At 61.2% G+C, this 17,897-nt stretch carries 13 protein-coding genes and 1 pseudogene; 3 read left to right on the top strand and 11 right to left on the bottom strand.

Annotation, left to right across the window (positions count from 1 at the left end; translation table 11 throughout):
* Window positions 1-6 precede the first annotated feature (6 nt).
* On the bottom strand, window positions 7-162 hold the full coding sequence (locus tag BN2476_RS46610; RefSeq protein WP_160111761.1) for a hypothetical protein: 156 nt from the start codon (window positions 160-162) through the stop codon (window positions 7-9).
* A 69-nt stretch (window positions 163-231) separates the two neighbouring features.
* Here BN2476_RS46610 and BN2476_RS27790 point away from each other — a divergent pair, with 69 nt between their 5' ends.
* The 3 genes from BN2476_RS27790 (at window position 232) to BN2476_RS27780 (ending at window position 4,619) form a co-directional block, all read left to right on the top strand.
* On the top strand, window positions 232-549 hold the full coding sequence (locus tag BN2476_RS27790; protein ID WP_143811058.1) for a hypothetical protein: 318 nt from the start codon (window positions 232-234) through the stop codon (window positions 547-549).
* Window positions 550-672: 123 nt separating this feature from the next.
* Window positions 673-1,338 carry a response regulator gene (locus tag BN2476_RS27785; protein ID WP_087737432.1) on the top strand — a complete coding sequence of 222 codons (666 nt, stop codon included), beginning with the start codon at window positions 673-675 and terminating at the stop codon, window positions 1,336-1,338.
* On the top strand, window positions 1,338-4,619 hold the full coding sequence (locus BN2476_RS27780) for a hybrid sensor histidine kinase/response regulator (protein WP_087737431.1): 3,282 nt from the start codon (window positions 1,338-1,340) through the stop codon (window positions 4,617-4,619). The genes BN2476_RS27785 and BN2476_RS27780 overlap by 1 nt, the downstream gene beginning before the upstream one ends.
* Before the next feature lie 513 nt (window positions 4,620-5,132).
* Here BN2476_RS27780 and BN2476_RS27775 read toward each other — a convergent pair.
* The 10 genes and pseudogenes from BN2476_RS27775 to BN2476_RS46605 form a co-directional block, all read right to left on the bottom strand.
* On the bottom strand, window positions 5,133-5,861 hold the full coding sequence (locus BN2476_RS27775; protein ID WP_087737528.1) for a response regulator transcription factor: 729 nt from the start codon (window positions 5,859-5,861) through the stop codon (window positions 5,133-5,135).
* Between the two features lie 35 nt (window positions 5,862-5,896).
* Window positions 5,897-6,610 carry a response regulator transcription factor gene (locus tag BN2476_RS27770; protein WP_087737430.1) on the bottom strand — a complete coding sequence of 238 codons (714 nt, stop codon included), beginning with the start codon at window positions 6,608-6,610 and terminating at the stop codon, window positions 5,897-5,899.
* 62 nt (window positions 6,611-6,672) lie between these two features.
* Window positions 6,673-7,041 (bottom strand): transposase, encoded by a 369-nt coding sequence (locus tag BN2476_RS45745; RefSeq protein WP_143811057.1) that lies wholly within the window; start codon window positions 7,039-7,041, stop codon window positions 6,673-6,675.
* Window positions 7,042-7,128: 87 nt separating this feature from the next.
* A complete protein-coding gene (locus tag BN2476_RS27760) occupies window positions 7,129-7,446 on the bottom strand; it encodes a hypothetical protein (RefSeq protein ID WP_087737429.1) in 318 nt (105 codons plus the stop codon).
* Between the two features lie 4 nt (window positions 7,447-7,450).
* Entirely contained in the window at window positions 7,451-9,202 is a 1,752-nt protein-coding gene (locus tag BN2476_RS27755) for a methyltransferase domain-containing protein (protein WP_087737428.1), read from the bottom strand.
* A 7-nt stretch (window positions 9,203-9,209) separates the two neighbouring features.
* The gene (locus tag BN2476_RS27750) at window positions 9,210-11,066 is read right to left on the bottom strand and encodes a peptide transporter (RefSeq protein WP_087737427.1); all 1,857 of its coding nucleotides are present in this window, start codon (window positions 11,064-11,066) and stop codon (window positions 9,210-9,212) included.
* Window positions 11,067-11,133: 67 nt separating this feature from the next.
* Window positions 11,134-12,810, bottom strand: a complete 1,677-nt coding sequence (locus BN2476_RS27745) for a ShlB/FhaC/HecB family hemolysin secretion/activation protein (RefSeq protein WP_087737426.1) — start codon at window positions 12,808-12,810, stop codon at window positions 11,134-11,136.
* 336 nt (window positions 12,811-13,146) lie between these two features.
* Window positions 13,147-15,036 (bottom strand): peptide transporter, encoded by a 1,890-nt coding sequence (locus tag BN2476_RS27740; RefSeq protein WP_087737425.1) that lies wholly within the window; start codon window positions 15,034-15,036, stop codon window positions 13,147-13,149.
* A gap of 185 nt (window positions 15,037-15,221) precedes the next feature.
* Window positions 15,222-16,721, bottom strand: coding sequence for a DUF3443 domain-containing protein (locus BN2476_RS27735; protein WP_143811056.1), 1,500 nt, complete (start codon window positions 16,719-16,721; stop codon window positions 15,222-15,224).
* A gap of 238 nt (window positions 16,722-16,959) precedes the next feature.
* Window positions 16,960-17,897: pseudogene (locus BN2476_RS46605) on the bottom strand (hypothetical protein); the annotation flags it as partial.

The raw sequence follows: 17,897 nt of genomic DNA, 5'->3' as shown, positions 1-17,897 counted from the left end.
ACTCAGCTACTTTTCTTCAATCAGGCCCAATGTATGTTCGCTTCCAGGCAGTTCAGCCCAACATTGCGAAAGTGGTGTGAAGGCGTGGGTGGCGCTTCGATATTTCTGCTGCCGGCCTTTTTCCTGCTGTCGCTTGCGCTGCTCGGCGTTTTGAGTCTGCATGGCAAGACGACTCGCGCGATGGTGTCGACCGCGCTCGCATTGTCTGCGTCGATGGTTATCGTGACGGGGATGCTGCTGGCCGCGAGCGAACAGCTTCGGAGGACGCAGCTCGCCAATCTGCTGCGCATGCCGATACGCGGACTGGAGCCGTCGATGCAACACGCTGCGCAGATGTCGGGCGCGAAAGCTCAGGGATGCCAGGGAGAGTCGCCGGATTGCGCGCTGTGCGCGATGGGCGGCGGCAGCCTGCGCCTTGCCTGCGAGCACCGCGGCTGTTGCGATGGCGAGAGCGCATGCAATGCCTCATTTACATCGCCAAAGAAGGGCTTTATTCACATTTCTGTTCACAATGAACAGCGCAAGTTCGATTCGCGGATTTCTCAATAAAACCAGGCATGTCTTACAATGTAAAGGGCCGTATACCCAACCCGCGGAGATTGTGATGAACCATGCTGTTCGTCTGTTCGATCTGTCGAGGCAAATACCAACGGCTCTTCATTCGGTGCGCTCATGAGCGGCACGACGCGTAACGTCCGGGTCGTGCTGGCTGACGACCACCCGATCGTCCTTTTGGCCATCTCCGACACGTTCGCCGACATACCGGGCTACACGGTAGCTGCAACGGCCCACTCGGGCGCGGAACTGGTTCGCCTGCTCGAAAAAGAACCCGCCGACCTCATCATCACCGATCTCGTGATGCAGGGCGACGAGCAGGTCGAGCTCGACGGGCTGCGTCTCGTCAGCATGCTTCGGCGCGCGCATCCGGAGATTCCGCTCGTGGTCTTTACGATGGTCACGAGCGGCGGCATGTTTCACGAACTCTGCAAGATGGGCGTTGCCGCGATCGTGAGCAAGGAAGAGCCGACCTCCGAACTTGCGCAGATCTGCATGCGGGCTTTGGTCAGCAAGGAAACGGTCATTTCGCCGAAGATCCAGCAGCGTCTCGCGCGCGAAGGCGCGCGGACGAAGGACCTCGGCCGCGAGCAGAAGCTTTCGCCGCGTGAACTCGAAGTGGTGCGCCTCTTCGCGCAAGGTCTCTCCGTGACCGAGATCGCGCGCACGTTGAGCCGCTCGGTGCCGACCGTCGCGACGCAGAAGCGCTCGGCCATGCGCAAGCTGCACGTCGAGAATCACGCTGAGCTCGTCAAATACGCAACCGAGATGGGACTTGCCTGATGGAGCGTCTCTTCGCCTCAGGGCAGGATTCGCCCCTCGAGATGCTGCGGATGCTCGAGCGCAATCTGAAGCGCGAGCGTCGCATCTTTTCCGTTGCCGTCGGATTGCTGATTGTCGCGGCGCTATCGGCGGCGATTGTCACCGGACTCACGCTGCTGAATACCTCGTTGAAGCGTGAACAGGAAGCGGCGCATCTGATGACGACCAACGTGAATGCAGCGATCGGCACCCAGCAAAGCATGTTGACGACGGGACGCCTGCTGCTCGAACTGAGCGGACAGGGTCTGCTCGGTGCACCCGTCAGGAAGAGCGACGACAGGTGCGTCGCCTGGCGGCGCGACCATAACGAAACGCGTATCCAGTTTGCCTGTGACGAAGCCGTTCAACTGCTCTCGCGCGGCAGCCGCACGCCGACGCTGCAATTCGGCCTGCTCGATGCAAGCGCGTCGTACGGATACGGCTTCTTCCCGGCAGATGCCAATGTGCGCGACCCGAATGGCGCAGACCGGCTCACGGTGCTGGCGCACTGGATAAAGGCAACCATGGCGGCGCGCGATATCGATGAACTCGATGCCGTGCGCGAGCGGCGCACGATGTGGTTCAAGGCACCGGCTTCGCTTGGCTTTCACGCTCATACGTTCATCGCGTTTTCGATTGTCGCAAAGGACGACCAGCCCTATGCGTTCGTCGCGACAAGAATCGATCTGGACCGTGTGGTTGCCGACTCGATACCGGATTCGATGGAGTCCGATGCCGCGTTGTTCGACCCGCAAGGCGAGATGCTGGCCGGCGACGCAGCCGCGAATGTCTTCTACGCGGAAAAACATCTTCGGCCGGGAGCGGCGGGCGTCTTTCGCTGGATTCCGGGGCATGGGTGGGGCGCGCGCTCGCAGCCGCTGATCTTCGACATCGGGCACATCGTGCTTTCGCTGCCTGTCTACAAGGATCTGGCAGCAAGGCGCACCGAAGCATTGGTCATTCTGGTCCTGACTCTGGCGTTGGTCGGCCTGCTGCTGGCGATGTACCGTTACTGGAATTATCGCTATCTCACGCGCACTTATGATCAGGCATGCCTCGCAGTGGAAGGCGAGATTCTCAACCACCTGCTGGTGCATTCGACGCCCGTCGGATTGTGCATCGTCCTGAAATACGACTTCCGGATCATTGCGGCGAATCAGATCGCGCGCACCGTGCTCGACCTGGGCGAAACGCCGACGCGATTGCCGCTCGGCTTGTGCGAAGCCTTCGAAAAGCGCGGCGTTTCGCCAACGTCGGTGCGTAGCGATGCAGGTATCGAACAGTTCGAATATTCGCAGCCGCGGCCCGGCGCGGACGATCTGCACCTGAAGATCGCGTTTGCGCCCGCCGTCGTCAACAAGACGGATGTGCTCTTCTGCGCAATCGCCGACATCACCGAGCAGCACGAGGTAGAAAGGCTCTTGCGCGCGGCGAAGGAAACGAGCGACAACATGGCAAAGGCCAAGCTCAATTTCTTCGCGTCGATGAGTCACGAGATCCGCACGCCGCTCGCGTCGCTCGTCGGCAATCTCGAACTGGTGGCGCTCGGCCCGCTCGCCGCCGAACAGGCCGCGCGGGTCCAGTCCATGCAGGCATCCGCGGGCGCGTTGTTGCAGGTCGTGAACGACGTCCTGGACTTCTCGAAGATGGATATCGGCGAGATGCGTCTCGCGGAAGACTGGGGTTGCATCCGCGAGCTGATTCTTCGCGTCATGATCGCGCACGCGCCGCTTGCGAACCGTCAGGGGTTGAAGCTCTTCGTCGTGATCGATCGCGCGTGTCCTGAGCGTCTGTGGTTCGATCCGATTCGCGTCTCGCAGATATTGAACAATCTGCTGGGCAATGCGCTCAAGTTCACGCACTTCGGCAAGATCGTGGTTCGCGCGGACTCGCGCGATGGAGCGCTTCAATTGAGCGTCGCGGATACGGGCGTGGGTATTCCCGACGAGTTGCGTCAAAGGCTCTTTCAGCCGTTTACGCAGGGCGAAGGGCACCGTCTCACGCAGGCGCGCGGAACAGGTCTTGGCCTTTCCATTTGCGCGCGGCTGTGCGAGCTGATGCGAGGGCGGATCGCGGTCGAAAGCATCGAAGGCGTCGGGACGCGCATCGCGGTTTCGCTGCCGTTGCGTAGCGAGGCGACGGCGGCGGGGCCGAGCGACGAACCGCTTGCGGGCCACGCGGCCATTTTGTGCCGTGCAATCGAATACCGCGAGTGGTTCGATTGCCTTTATGATCCGCGAGCCAGCTCGTTCACCTATGTCGACCCTGGCAATGGCGTGACGGAGCTCGACGGCTGCGAATATCTCATTGCGACCGATGAGTTTTCAGCAGCCGATATCGGGCGTGTCTGGCAAGACACGTCACGCGTGATCCGGATGACGCAAGACGGTCCGCTGGTCCCCGTGATTCGTGACGACGGCTCGCTCGAAGTGAGCATCTTCAGCGTGCGCGGTTTCAGGCAGGCGGTGCAGTCGCTGACGCGAGGACCGAGCGCGAGGGCGCGACTGTTCGAGCCTGCCGCGAGAGAGCACGCGGCGAGACCGCAAACGAACGAGATGCCAGCGGTTCTCGTCGCCGAAGACAACCTGCTGAATCGCGGGCTGCTGCGCGATCAGCTTCTGACGCTAGGCGCGAAAGTGATCGAAGCTGCCGACGGCGAGGAAGCGCTCGCGCTGCTCGGCAAACACCACGTCGATATCGTGCTGACGGATATGGACATGCCTGAGATGACGGGTGCCGAGCTGCTTGCCGCCATTCGTGCGAAAGAGCCGGATCTGCCCGTCTATGCGGTGAGCGCGAGCGCGAGTGCGCAGGACGTCGAGCAAGGACGCGCTCAGGGCTTTACCGACTACCTGACGAAGCCCGTTGCGCTATCGGTGCTGGCGGCCGTATTGGCACGTGCGCCCGAAACGCAGTACGACAAGGGTCCGGGCGACGATAACGACGAAGAACTGCCGCCCAGGTTTCCCCCTGTGCCCGCCGCTTACGTCCGGACGATCGTGCAGCAGACCGACCTGGATCTCGCTGCACTTCATCCGATTCGGGAGAGCCGCGACACGCAGGCGTTGCGCCACTGGGCGCATCGCGTGTCGGGCGGGCTGTCGGTGCTGGGGCCGTCGATGCTTCACGACCAGTGTCAGGAGCTTCGCGCGGCGATCCGGGAATCTGCGAACTGGTCGGAAGATGTCGAGACATTCGTATCGATCTTGCAGGCCGAGCTGACGGAACTGCGCGATCTTTATATGGCATCGCTCCACGATTAGCGGTTCGGCACGAATCATTGGGTTCACGGCAATTCAACCGATTTCTATATCGGCGGCACGTATGTCTCGCTAAAGTTCTGCTCTCGACCCACTCCATTTCCCAATGGCGATTACGCGCGGAATCTGCCGCGCGATAACGCCACACAAGCAATATGTCCCGTCCCATCTTTCGCCGACGCCGCATGGTCCGCATGCGCGTCAGTACTTTTCTTTTTCTGTCGGCGTGCGCTGTGCTTGCACTGTCATGCGCGGCCAAAGCGTTTGCCGCGTCGCGTGCGACTCACTATCCGACGCCGGAATCCGAACTGCGCAAGCTCACCATGGCGCAATCGACGAGTGACGATGCCAGAGCTTCGAATAAAGCCTACAGCGGGCGAGAGGAATGGGTGTGCGAGCCGGTTCAGGTAAGCGGAGCGTGCCGTCGCCGTGCGGGCAGTAAAACGTTGCCTCGCTGATGAGGCCTTTGTGTACAGTGCGCCCGCTCGTCCGGAGCGCCACGTCGAGGCTGAAACGCTATGCGGCGGCGAGAATCGGGATCAAGGTCTCGCCGTGCATCTTCTTCAACCGCATCAGCCGATACCCGTTCTTGTAGACGGGCTGCAGGCGGAAGCCATGTTTCTCTTCTATCTGCAACAGCACGCGTAGCTTCGATACGGTGCTGTCGATCGTGCGAGTCGGCGCCCTGAGTTCCCGGCCCCACACTACAGAGAAGATGTGCTCGCGCGACAACACCTTGTCGAGGTTCAAGAAGAACATCAACGCGAGGCGATATTGAGTGAGAGAGAGGAGCACGGGAATACCGTCGACCTTGACCATTTGCCGCGACGATTCGAATTCGTATGGCCCGACGCGAAACTCGCGCTGCGCCGTTTCTTCCGGATAAGCCCGGCGAAGCACTGCGCTTAGCCGTTCGCGGAATTCCGCGCGCCGCAATGGCAGCGCGACATAGTCATCGGCGCCGCAAGCGAGCGCGCGCACCACGCTCTGCTCGGAGACATCCGCCGACGCGAATATGACGGGCAGCCGGTCGCTTCGCACGTACCGCAATGAGCTGAGCAGGTCCGCGCCCGAGAGCGCCGATGCATGCCAGTCGAGCACCACCAGATGCACATTGGACTTGCCGAGCGCGGCCGACAGACTGAGGCCGTCAGTAAACTTCAGGCAGCAATGACCTGTTTCGATAATTGCCTGCTCGAGCAGATTCGCTTGAGCGAGGTCGCGCTGAAGAATGGCGACGCGCATGTATTCCGTCCTGACAACCTGATCGCGAGAGTCCATTAGGGGACGACTACGTCTGCATTGGCGGCTCTCAGGTCCGTCAGCCGATATCCGATCTTGTAGACCGATTGAATTTCGAATCCGCTACTGCCGTCGATTTTCAGCAGGCTCCTTATCCTCGATACGTGGCTGTCGATCGTTCGCGTCGCTTCGACGAATTCCCGTCCCCATATCGTGGCGAAAATATGGTCTCTCGACAGCAAGCGGCCGATGTTCGAAAACAGCAGTTCGGCCACGCGGAATTGCGTATCCGACAAGGTCACGCTCTCTCCCTGGAACGAGACCATAAGGCGGTTTCGATTGAATCGATAGGGGCCGAGCTGATACTCGGTGTCGTCGGTTGTCTGCGGGTAGGAACGGCGCAACAGCGCATCGACGCGAAGCCGGAACAGCGAAAGATTGACGGGCAGTCCGATGTAGTCGTCCGCGCCGAGCGTGAGCGCTCGCATTGCGCTTTCGTCCGAGTTGTCCCGGGAAGCGAATATGACGGGCATACGCGTGTCGCCCGTCGCGCGGATATTCCTCAACATGTCTGCGCCGGAAAGCCGTCCAACACGCCAGTCGAGCACCAGCAGGTCGACGGAAGAACGAGACAACATTCGCAACATGCTCAAGCCATCTTCCTGGCGCGTGCACGTATGACCTGCATCGACGAGGCTGACTTCCAGATGCTTTGCAAGAGCGGCATCGCTCTGCAATATCGCTATATGCATGAGTAGTTTTTGATTTTATTTAAACAATTCCGATGCCTCGGGCCCGCGCAACGATGCGCCTGCTAGATCGCTGACGCGGGGGGCTTTGTATTGGCCACGCCGGACGGCGCGGGTATCGGCGCGCGTATCCGCGCACCCATTTCACGATGCAAGGCGGTACAGTCCTCACCGTATAGCGTTTCGAATACGTTCTGAAACACGCCCGTATCGCGCCATGCCATGAAGCGCCGGTGACACGTCTGGTAGGGAGGATATCGACGCGGCATGCTGGCCCATGTCGCGCCGTGAACGATGACCCACAAGGCGCCGTTGAGCACGGCGCGCGTGTTCGCCAATGGCCGGCCACGCGAAGCCGGCCGGGGACGCAACTCCGGCAGCAGTCGCGAAACGCGCTCCCACTCTTCATCGGTCAGCTCGCGGAAAAAAGGCATTTGACTCTCCTTTCAAGACCGTATGAACGTTAACTGTCAGGCGAGCGGGCGCATATCGAATTCATTCGAATTTCACTCGCTGCGCAATCAGCGAAGCAGATTGAAGATCCAGAGGCTCGCCGTCACGCCGAGCACCAGACCCATCGCGCGCCCGATCAGCATGCTGTCGATATCCTGATCGAGCAGGAAGGGGCTGCGGCGATCCCGCAGCAACGTGCGCAGCAGCAGCGGGCGCGGAAACACGATGCATGCGGCCGCGCCGACGCCGATCAATATCTGCCGCGCGCCCAGGCTGCCATTCAATGCGGGAGCCGGCAACGCAGGGATCACCATCAGGATCGTGAGGGTGACGATTGCAGTGAGAAACAACCCACTGAACATCTTGTCGACAGAGTGTCCGAACATGTTTTTACTCCTTGCGTTCCGTTCTTTCGGCGATCAGCTGCAGCATGTGACCATTGATACGCGCGACGACTTCCGACCAGTCGCATCCGAAGGGCCGGCGGAATAGCCGCATCGTCGGATACCACGGACTGTCTTCGCGCGTGTAGTGCCAGCGCCAGTCGCCATATGACGGGAGCATCAGCCACACGGGTTTGCCCATTGCGCCCGCGACGTGCGCGACGGACGTATCGACGGTCAGCACCAGATCGAGCGCCTCGACTGCGCTGGCCGTCTCGGCCATCGTGTTCAGGCTCACGCCGACGTCGTGGAAATTCGGCAGCTTCTTCGCGTAGTCCGCCACCTCGTCGGCTCCCGCGCCTTTTTGCAGGCTGAAGAACTCGACGCCCTCGAGCATGAACAGACTGTCGAGCGCGGAGAGCGATGGCATCGACCGCTGATGATCGTTCTCGTGCGTGGGATTGCCCTTGAACACGATGCCCACCTTCAGCTTGTCCGCACCGACCTGAGGAAGCTTCGAAGGCGTGCCTCGCGGCGCGTGCAGGTACGGAACCGTCGCGGGCAACGCCTCCAGGTCGAGCGGCAGATGCGCGGGAATCGCATGCGGAAACACCCAGTAGTCGAGCGCCGGCAATGCGCCGATCTGCTCGACGCTGAGCACGTCATCCGGCTCGCACGACGCCTTGTAGAGATCGAGCAGCGGCGTCTGGCACACGACGGTCACACGCCGCGCGCCACACTGTTCGCGGAAGATCTTCGCGAAGCGCAGAAAGAAGATCTCGTCGCCCAAACCGAACTCGCTCCAGATTGCAATGCTCTTTCCAGCGAGCGATTGGCCTGTCCATGCCGGCACCGTCGACGGCGGTTCAACGGTGGTGCGTCGCTTCCAGCCCATCGGGGCCATCAGGGCCTCGCGCCAAACGAAACCTTGCTGCAACTGGCCGCGCGAAATCGCATGCAACGCACGATAAAGGCGCGCCATATGCTCGCCGGGCAGGTGCTCGACACCCTGAGCCAAAAACGCGTCCGCTTCTTCAGGCACGTTCCAGCGCAGCATTTCGATCATCGTGCGGTGATAGGCTTCGAAGCGATACGGATACAACCGGACCGCGTCCTTGCATGCGGCAATGCTCTCACTGACGCTGCGCGCGCGCGATGCCGCCTCCAGTTGTGCGCCCAGTGAAGGAACGTCACGTTTGCGCAGCACGATCTCGATCGCGCATTCCGCGACGCCGTGCGCTGTCTGATCGACTTCGCGGCGCTCGTCGTCGTAGTGTTCGCGCACGAGCGCGATACGCTCGCACTCCGCCACGTGCGACATCTCGCGCACGAGATCGATCACGTTGATGGACCTGGGCAGTGCGTTCGACGGCTTGTGGACCGTGTAGCTCGCCTTGTGATTGCGGTTGAAGCGGCTCGGCCATTCGCCTTTGCCGTACAGGTCTTCGTCGGGCACCGTGACGATCGCATAGCCGCCCGGCTTCAGCAGGTCGAGCCAACGGGCCAATGCCTGACGAGGATGCTCCTGATCGGCGAGGCAATGGCTCGCATGCACGAAGTCCATCGACGCGTCTTGCAGCCCGGTGATCTTCACTGCATTGTCGTGCGGAACGATCCGGCGCACGCGGGGAAACAGGCGCATGTGAGCGCTCAGAGGATCGGCGCCCGGCCTGATATCGACACCCTCGCCGGAGAAATACCGCTGCACGAACACGGGTTCGCGCGAGCGGCGCAGCGCTGCTTTGCTCGTCTCTTTCACGATCGCCTCACGCTGCCTTCGAAACTTGCGCGGCTTCGATCTGCTCTTGCCAGAGCGCCTGCATGCGCTCGCCGAGAATCTCCGGGCGGCCCTTGAAAATGAGCTTCTCGATGGCCTTCGGACCCGCCAGCGAGCGAGCCAGTTCGCGACGCTCGCTCGGGTTGTCGATCAGGCGCAGTGCGGATGCCTTGTACTCTTCGGTGGTCTTCGCGATCATCCATTCCGGGAAGCCCAGGCGACGGAACATGCCCTCGTCGATATGCTCGTGCACTTCGCGTCCCGTCTTGCACACGCCGACGAGACCTGCCCACACCGTATCGACGATGCCGTTCGTGTTGCCGAACGGGAACGGATTGAGGAACAGGTCGCATTCGGCGATGACCTTCATGTAGTTCGCGTAGTTCTGGTGCTTGTGCACGACGGCCTTGTCGCCCATCAAACGGCGCACGAGGTTGCGCACTTGCGGGAACGTGAGACCCGTTGCCTGGCCGACGAGGAAATGGAACTCGACGGGCACGGATGCTTCGTTGGCAATCGCCGCGCACGTTTGCAGGAAGCCGGGATTCATCTTGATCGTCGTGCCCGCGACGGCGATTTTCACCGGACCCGATTTCGTCGCGCGCTTGCGCGGCAGATCGAGTTCGAGCATGGCTGCGGGCGGACGGTACGGCATGCCGTCGGAGGGCAGCTTCAGCAGTTTTTCGCTGAAGCACGCTTCGTCGCCGACATAGCCTTCTTCGACCACGACATAATCCATCGCGTGGCCGTGCGTGGTGGCGGGGTGGCCCAATGCCATCAGCTGCATCGGCGCGACGCGCAGACATGCGAGCGCCATCGTGATCGGGAACATGCCGACGCTCGGCATGTACATCATCTGCGCCTGACGCGCTTCGCTGACTTCGCGCACGTGGCGGACGTTCTCCCACAGATTGGCGCCCTGCACGGGGATGAACTCATGGAACACGGCCTTGCCCGCATCGTCGACACGTCCTTCGAAGCCCATGCCGACCAGATGGAACTTGTCGCGCATCGCGACCATCGTCTGCGAGTGCGTGCGGTAGATCGAGTGGTTCTTCGAGAACCATTCGAGCACGACGAGCACGACGGGCTTGCCGTCCACGACGGGCGCAGCCGCGCGCTGCACGTCATGCAGGCCGAGGCTCGCGAGCTTGCGGCGGATCAGCGTGTTGATCGGCTTCTTGATGTCGTGCTTGCCGGGCAAGTCCGCGTAGCTGCAGTGCATGTACATGTCGTGCAGCACGCCGATGGGCAACGCGTCGATGCTTTCGATCTGGTCGAGACGTTCGGGCAGCCAGCGCAGGATCAGTTCGCGCTTCTGGTGCGCGGACGGCGTGCCGAGGAAGCGCGAGGACAGGATCGTCGTCGCGAGGCTGGCCGTCGCGATCTTGTCGAAATTCCACAACGCGTCCCAGTCCAGACGCACTTCGGATTCCGGCATGTAGAACAGCTGGAACTTGCGGATGTACTCGTTGCGAAGCTGAATGGCGTTGCGCGCTTCCTCGTTCGTCCCCAGCGAGCGCAGCACGTGGTCGCCGTTGCGGAACGGGCTCGCGGCAAACAGACCCGCCAGCCAGCGCTGAAAGACGACGGCTTGCTTGAAGCCCGCGTCGGAGAAGCGGAACGACGGGTCGGTCATCAGCGTCGTAATCGCGGACGTGACGCGAATCAGCAAATGGTCGTCCATGATGTCGCGCGCTTCGCCCGACTGCGCCCAGCAATCGACATCCATCAGAATGCCGTAGTTCTGATTGATCTTCGCGAGCAGTTTGATCAGTTCGCGGCTCGCCCCTTCATAGTCGCGGCGGTAGCAGAGATATTCGAACTTGTTGATGCTGAATTTCATGATCTTCTTCCTGATGAATACGATGAGATGAGGACCGCTCGCCTTCAGGGGCGCGCGAGTGAACCGGTTAGTGATTCCATGTGACCGACAGCCAGTACTGAACGGGCTTCTTGCCTGGGTCGACCCATGAAGGCGAAGAGAATCCGAACGGCTTCGAAACAGACGCGGAAACCGTCGCGCCGATCGGCGTGAGCCAGTCGAGGCTCAGGCCGTAGCCTGCAAGCAGGCGGCTATTCGTGACGCCGGGGACGCCGGGATAGCTCAGTTCCCAGTTCGGCCACGGCGAATGATTGACGCGGCCATAAGCGAAGTCGGTGAATACGCCAGCCTGAAGCTGATGACCGACAGCGACGGGAATGCGCTTGTAGAGCCCCAGATTGACCACGGCGCCGTCGTCGAGCGAACCTTCGTCTGCGCGGTAGGCGCGTACGGCGTCCGGCCCGCCGATGCCGAGCTTTTCGCTGGCGTCGAGATTGCGGCTTGCCAGTTGCCCGTTCACGCGGCCGGACAGGAACAGGTCGCCGCTCGGGTTGAGGCCATACGTCGCGAATGTGTTGGCCGTCAGCTTCGCGTAGTTGCCGGAGACATGCGTGACGTCGTCGGCGAAGGAGTCGTTGCGCTCGTGTCCGAGCGTGAGCGCGCCTTGCGCGCTCCAGATGTTCGTGCGCAGTTGTTTGGCGCGATCGCCGTTGTCGGCCTGCATCAACAGTTGCACCGAATCGATCTTGCTGTGCTGGCTCGGATAGCCCGGCCCCATGTCGACGCCCGTCTGGCTGTGCAGAAGCGAAACGCCGCCCCATACGTTGCGGTCGAGTCCACGCGTGAACGGAAACAGCACGCCGGCCTGCGCGACATTCGCGACGCCCGTCATCGCTGCCACGGTGTTGATCGAGTACTGTTGACGCGTGAAGCCGCCCGTCACGCGCAGACCGTCGTCGAGTATGGGCATGCTGCCCGTGATCGAGCCCGTCCACATCTTCTTGTCGGTGGCCATCAGCGTGAACGCGTAGCTCTCCCCCGCGCGGAAATAGTTGTTCGCTGAGGCCGTCATACCGAAGCGGTAAGAGCCCGTCGACGGAATGCCCTTGTTGTCCATGATCAGGTCAGCCGACACAGGCTTGCCCAATTCCGCGATGCTGAACACGACGTTCGCGTCGCCGACGTCCGCACCCGGCGCGAAATGCGGCGCGCTTTCGATCGCGACGCCGGGCACGTCCTGGAGCAATTCCGTCGTGCGTTCGAGCCGGGCGGTGCGCAACAGACACACGCCTTCAATCGTTTCCTTGCCGCACAGTGCGTGTGTGATCAGACGTTGAAGGCGTGCATCGGCGACGCGCGACTTGTTCTTGACCGTGATCTGCCGGATGCGACCGGGAAAGACCGTGAATTTCGCGACGCCGCCGTTCTGCGCGATGCGCCAGTCGTCGTCGGTCATCAGCACGGTGGCGATGGGAAAGCCGCCCTGACGCATCGCGGCCGTGAGCACGTCGGACCAGCGGTTGACTTCGTCGAGTGTTTTCGGAGCGCTGCCGAGCTTGCTTATTTCAGCGTTCATCAACTGCGTGACGACGATTGCGTCTCCGCCACCTGCGGGCACCACTTTCACCGTGACGGGTGCTTGCGCGACGGGACTCGCGCTTACGGTTGCAACAGGCTCTGCATTCACCAGTCCCGCCAGAATCAGCGAGCCCGCGCAGAGCGTGTGTCCGATGGTGATACCAAGATTATTTTTGCGCGCCGACATTACCCACTAATCCTTGCATTGAACAAAACGCCCAGACGTTGCGCTCTGGTGTTTTGCTCACTCAGGATTGCGCAGGGCCAACGATGCAAAGGTTAATTTTTTGGTCTCTGGAATCGAATAGAAGAAGTTCTAAAGTTGCGTCGTTGGAGAAAAAATCTGAGCGAGCGGTGAGGGCGGCTTTGCTGCGACAGGGTGCCGCATACGCCGCTATGCTGCGGCGTTGCCTCGCGCGATGTTTGCGGCCGGAAGCAGTAAGCCCGACACGTGGCCGGGCTTTGTATCGAATGGAATGAATGTCGGCGATGCGCTGATCCGCGAACTGTCAGCAAGGAACCGTCATGCGAGCGGCAACGCTTCTGCGGGCTCTTCCGTCGACGGTTCGCTTGGACGTGTTGCGCGAACCCGTTCTTCCCACAGCGCCTGCATGCGCTCGCCGAGAATCTCCGGGCGGCCTGTGAAAATGAGCTTCTCGACGGCTTTCGGACCGGCCACTTGACCGGCCAGTTCGCGACGCTCGGCCGGGTTGTCGATCAGACGCAGCGCGGCGGCCTTGTATTCGTCGTTTGTCTTCGCGATCATCCATTCCGGAAAGCCCAGGCGGCGGAACATCCCTTCGTCGATATGCTCGTGCACTTCGCGCCCCGTCTTGCACACGCCGACGAGACCCGCCCACACGGTATCGACGATGCCGTTCGTGTTGCCGAACGGGAACGGGTTGAGGAACAGGTCGCACTCCGCGATCACCTTCATGTAGTTCGCGTAGTTCTGGTGCTTGTGCACGACGGCCTTGTCGCCCATCATGCGGCGCACCAGGCTGCACACCTGCGGATAGATCACGCCTGTTGCCTGGCCGACGAGAAAATGAAACTCGACGGGTACGGACGCTTCGTTGGCGATGTCCGCGCACGTCTGCAGGAAGCGCGGGTTGAGCTTGATAGTCGTACCGGCGACGGCGATTTTCACGGGGCCCGATTTCGTCGCGCGCTTGCTGGGCAGATCGAGTTCGAGCATGGCTGCGGGCGGACGGTACGGCATGCCGTCGGAGGGCAGCTTCAGCAGCTTTTCGCTGAAGCACGCTTCGTCGCCGACGTAGTCTTCTTCGACCACGACATAATCCATCGCATGGCCGTGCGTGGTAGCGGGGTGGCCCAATGCCATCAGCTGCATCGGCGCGACGCGCAGACATGCGAGCACCATCGTGATCGGGAACATGCCGACGCTCGGCATATACATCATCTGCGCCTGACGTTCTTCGCTGACTTCGCGCACCTGGCGCGCGTTCTCCCAGAGAGCGTTGCCCTTGAACGGAATGAACTCGTGAAAGACTTCGCGGCCCGAGTCGTCGACGCGGTCTTCGAAGCCCATGCCGACGAGATGAAACTTGTCGCGCATCGCGACCATCGTCTGCGAGTGCGTGCGGTAGATCGAGTGATTCTTCGAGAACCATTCGAGCACGACGAGCACGACGGGCTTGCCGTCCATCACCGGCACGGCCTTGCGCTGGACGTCTTGCAGGCCGAGGCTCGCGAGCTTGCGGCGAATCAGCGTGTTGATCGGCTTTTTGATGTCGTGCTTGCCGGGCAAGTCCGCGTAGCTACAGTGCATGTACATCGAGTGCAGCACGCCTGTGGGCAGCGAGTCGAGGCTTTCGATCTGATCGAGCTTGTCGGGCAACCAGCGCAGGATCAGTTCGCGCTTCTGATGCGCGGACGGGGTGGCGAGAAAGCGCGAGGACAGGATCGTCATCGCGAGGCCCGCAGCGGCCGTCTTGTCGAGATTCCACAGCGCGTCCCAATCGAGGCGAACCTCCGACTCGGGCAGATAGAAGAGCTGGAATTTGCGCAGCGCCTCGTTGCGCAATTGGAGCGAGTTGCGCGCTTCCTCGTCGCACCCGAACGAACGCAGAATGTGATCGGCGTTGCGGAACGGGCTCGCGGCGAAGATTCCGGCAAGCCAGCGCTGGAATGGCTGGACCCGTTTGAAGCCTTCTTCTGAGAACCGATACGAGGGGTCGCTGACAAGGGCCGTGATCGCCGCCGCGAGACGTGACAGCAGATGATCGTCGAGAATGTCGCGCGCCTCTCCCGACTGCGCCCAGCCATCGACTCCCTTGAGATAACCATAATTGTCGTCGAGCAGTTTCAGCAGCTTCAGCAGTTCGCGGCTGGCCGGCTCCTTGTCGCGGCGAAAACAAAGGTACTCAAACTTGTTGATGCTGAAAGTCATGGTCGTGTGCCTCAGGAAGGGCGAGGCGGCGAGCTGGCAATGTGATCCGCTTCCGCCTGAATGGATGGGGCAGTTCGGGTTGCGTCGAACCGTCGGGAGAAATACTAGGATTTCGGCCGCGCGGATCGAATAGAAGAAGTTCTAATTTGCCGGCGAATTGAACCGGATCGAACCAGACCGAAGCGCTAGAACGCAGCGAATGGGCCGACGCCTTCCGCTGTTTTCTTTCCCGCTATCGCCATGAAAACCGTGCGGCCGTAATAGAACGGCAAGCCCCAGTCGAAAAGCGTTGGCATGCCGGCGTCGGCAGCGAAACTGTCCATTGCGTACATGCCGTTCCCTGTCATCGTGACGGCATTGGCGACGTTGAAGTCGACGGTGGTGCTGTTTCCGTTGCGCCCTTGAATCACAGCGGAATAGCTTTGCGTCGAAGACGGGCAATAGAAAGAATTTCCCGAGCACTGCGGGATATCGTCCGTAAAGAAGAGCCCGTTCGAGCCGCTGTCGAGGAAGGCCGTCAACGTCTTGCCATTGAAAACGGTGACGAAATTGCCGTAGTTGTCGACGGAATAGATTTTCGCTGACCCCAAAGCGTTGTTTGCCTGCGTGTCGATGCCGAATGTCAATGTGCCCGTCACCGTGCTGCTTCCTGTTGCGGGGACGCTGGGAAGGCTGATCGACGCGCCGTTGTTGTCCGTCGCAAACAGGCTGATGGGGTTCGCCACCTGACTGCTTTCGGGGACCGTCGAAGGCGCGCACGAACTCGCATTGGCGAGGCACCCGAAATACTGGCCGGAACTCGTGGACGACGCGCAATTCGCGCCGCAGTCGTTGGTGTGGATGCCGATGCCCAGGACGCCATTGGCGTGCATGGCGGCGGGTGTGTCGAGGTTGGCGACACCGTTGGAAGCGCATTGAGCGCTGGCGGAACCGGCGAAGGACGGATCGGCGACGAGCTGGATCGGCGCGTTCGCGGCGATCTCGCCGGCCAGCTTGATGTCCGCGCTGACGACAGGTCCCCATGCCGCACCAGGGCCGAATATTGAGCATTCCGTTAACGTGCCGCCCGCCGCGGCCGTGCTTGGCGGCAGAGGAAGCGTCAGCGCGGACGCCATCACGCGCAGGCCATTCGATGCCGTATCGACCTGGATGTTGTCGATGGTCTGGCAGTTCGACGTGCCCGGCACGCAGATGATCACTGACGTGTAGAGCATGTTCCTTGCGTTATACGCGTTGGGGCCGACCGTCACTGCTATCTGGTTTTGCGCTGGTCCGTTCTTGCCGGATGGCTGGCTGGTTGAAGTTGAGTTGTCGGCGCTGCTGCCACCGCCGCCACAGGCCGCGAGGATGCCGAGAAGAAGGCACAGTGCCGCATTCAATATGAACTTCTGCATGAACGTTTCTTTTGGGAAATTAGCGATCGCGACAAAGGAAGCGATTGCGGTGGGGAATGTAGAGAGGGGACGCTGGTTGCGTCGATGCATCAGCCGATGAATCGGTGTTGATTGGCATCGTCCGTGATGGCATTGCCGCCTGGCCGTTGAACCACGCCTTGTGGTCACTATTTGACCGCAATCGGGTAGCGATTGAATTAGAAAAAATTCGAATTCGCTGGGATTGCGAATGTGCTTAATGCGGGTCGGATTGCGGTGAATGAATTTATTTGCGGGAATGGTTCCGCGCAAAAAGAAATGGCCCGATCAGCGTGAGCCGAGCGGGCCATCCCGGTCAGACGTGGCTGACCATGTTGTTGAAGTCCGGCACGTGGCCGGACTTTAGGGCTTGCTTCTCCTGAAGCGGGCTGCCGCGCATTACGCCAAACATCTTCCGGGCGATCGCCCGGGTTGAGAGTGGCTCAGTACGCTTGCCCTGGCTCGCACGGTGGACGCGTCATGCATGCGTTCACCGGCTTGCCCTCCGGGATCAGCTGCCCGACTGGGCGGTTGCCTTGGCCGGGGCCGCTGCCTTGCCGGCATCGGCCGCGTTCGCCGTCTTTGCCGCCTTCGTCCCGCCCAGTCCATGCTTGAGCCAACCGTGCGCCTTCACGACATACGGCTTGCCGTCCTTCAGGCCGCTCTCCGTATAGAAGAACTCGTGCGTCTGCATGTTGACCGACAGGTCGGCCTTCGTCTTCGACGACTTGTCTTCGAACGCGAAGTGCTTCACGCCGTCGGCGCCATCACGGTACTGCATGTGACGCAACAGCTCGCCCGCACGGGTCATCAGCGTTGCATCGGCGGAGCTGGTGGCTTCGTCCATCGTCACCTGGTCCAGCGTCGCGTCGGCCCAGAACACGGCATCGCCCGATTCCAGCGTCAGCGGTTGCGCCTCCTCCAGATACCAGTGAGCGAAGTGGGCCGCGAGCAGGTAGTTCACTCCGCCAACGATGCCGATTCCACCGAGCACACCGGCCACCGTTGCGCCGGAGCCGCCGTGCGAGCTGCCCGTTGCGCCACCGTTGCCACTGTTGTTTTCGGTGTTGCCGCCATTGTCCTTACCGTTGCTGGTAATGACCGTGATGTTGCCGTTGTCGATGATGACCGTCGTCGCATTGCCGCTGGTGTGGATCGAGCTGTTCGGGTCCACGACCACGCCAGTGGCGTTCGTCGAATTGCCGGCAATGGTTGTCGTACCGTTGTCGGACGTGTTGATCGAGCCGTTCGGGTCGACGATCACGCCATCACCGTTGGTCGAGTTGCCGCTGATGTTGGTCGTGCCGTTGTCACTGGTGTTGATGTCACCGTTGATCACCGTGCCGTTTCCGTCGGTCGAGTTGCCCGAGATGTTGGTCGAGCCGTTGCCCGAGGTATTGATCGAGCCGTTCGGGTCAACGATCACGCCATCACCGTTGGTCGAGTTGC

The organism is Paraburkholderia piptadeniae, from assembly GCF_900007165.1.
Lineage (GTDB): Bacteria > Pseudomonadota > Gammaproteobacteria > Burkholderiales > Burkholderiaceae > Paraburkholderia > Paraburkholderia piptadeniae.
Note: the sequence above shows the minus strand (reverse complement) of the source record. Positions and strands in the feature narration are given on the sequence as shown.

What these genes read in the sequence shown, in the direction of transcription:
- BN2476_RS27745 (WP_087737426.1), bottom strand. Translation starts at nt 12,810, where the DNA reads ATGTCGGCGCGCAAAAATAATCTTGGTATCACCATCGGACACACGCTC.
- BN2476_RS27790 (WP_143811058.1), top strand. Translation starts at nt 232, where the DNA reads ATGCTGCTGGCCGCGAGCGAACAGCTTCGGAGGACGCAGCTCGCCAAT.
- BN2476_RS45745 (WP_143811057.1), bottom strand. Translation starts at nt 7,041, where the DNA reads ATGCCTTTTTTCCGCGAGCTGACCGATGAAGAGTGGGAGCGCGTTTCG.
- BN2476_RS27785 (WP_087737432.1), top strand. Translation starts at nt 673, where the DNA reads ATGAGCGGCACGACGCGTAACGTCCGGGTCGTGCTGGCTGACGACCAC.
- BN2476_RS27740 (WP_087737425.1), bottom strand. Translation starts at nt 15,036, where the DNA reads ATGACTTTCAGCATCAACAAGTTTGAGTACCTTTGTTTTCGCCGCGAC.
- BN2476_RS27775 (WP_087737528.1), bottom strand. Translation starts at nt 5,861, where the DNA reads ATGCGCGTCGCCATTCTTCAGCGCGACCTCGCTCAAGCGAATCTGCTC.
- BN2476_RS27770 (WP_087737430.1), bottom strand. Translation starts at nt 6,610, where the DNA reads ATGCATATAGCGATATTGCAGAGCGATGCCGCTCTTGCAAAGCATCTG.
- BN2476_RS27750 (WP_087737427.1), bottom strand. Translation starts at nt 11,066, where the DNA reads ATGAAATTCAGCATCAACAAGTTCGAATATCTCTGCTACCGCCGCGAC.
- BN2476_RS46610 (WP_160111761.1), bottom strand. Translation starts at nt 162, where the DNA reads ATGCAGACTCAAAACGCCGAGCAGCGCAAGCGACAGCAGGAAAAAGGC.
- BN2476_RS27760 (WP_087737429.1), bottom strand. Translation starts at nt 7,446, where the DNA reads ATGTTCGGACACTCTGTCGACAAGATGTTCAGTGGGTTGTTTCTCACT.
- BN2476_RS27780 (WP_087737431.1), top strand. Translation starts at nt 1,338, where the DNA reads ATGGAGCGTCTCTTCGCCTCAGGGCAGGATTCGCCCCTCGAGATGCTG.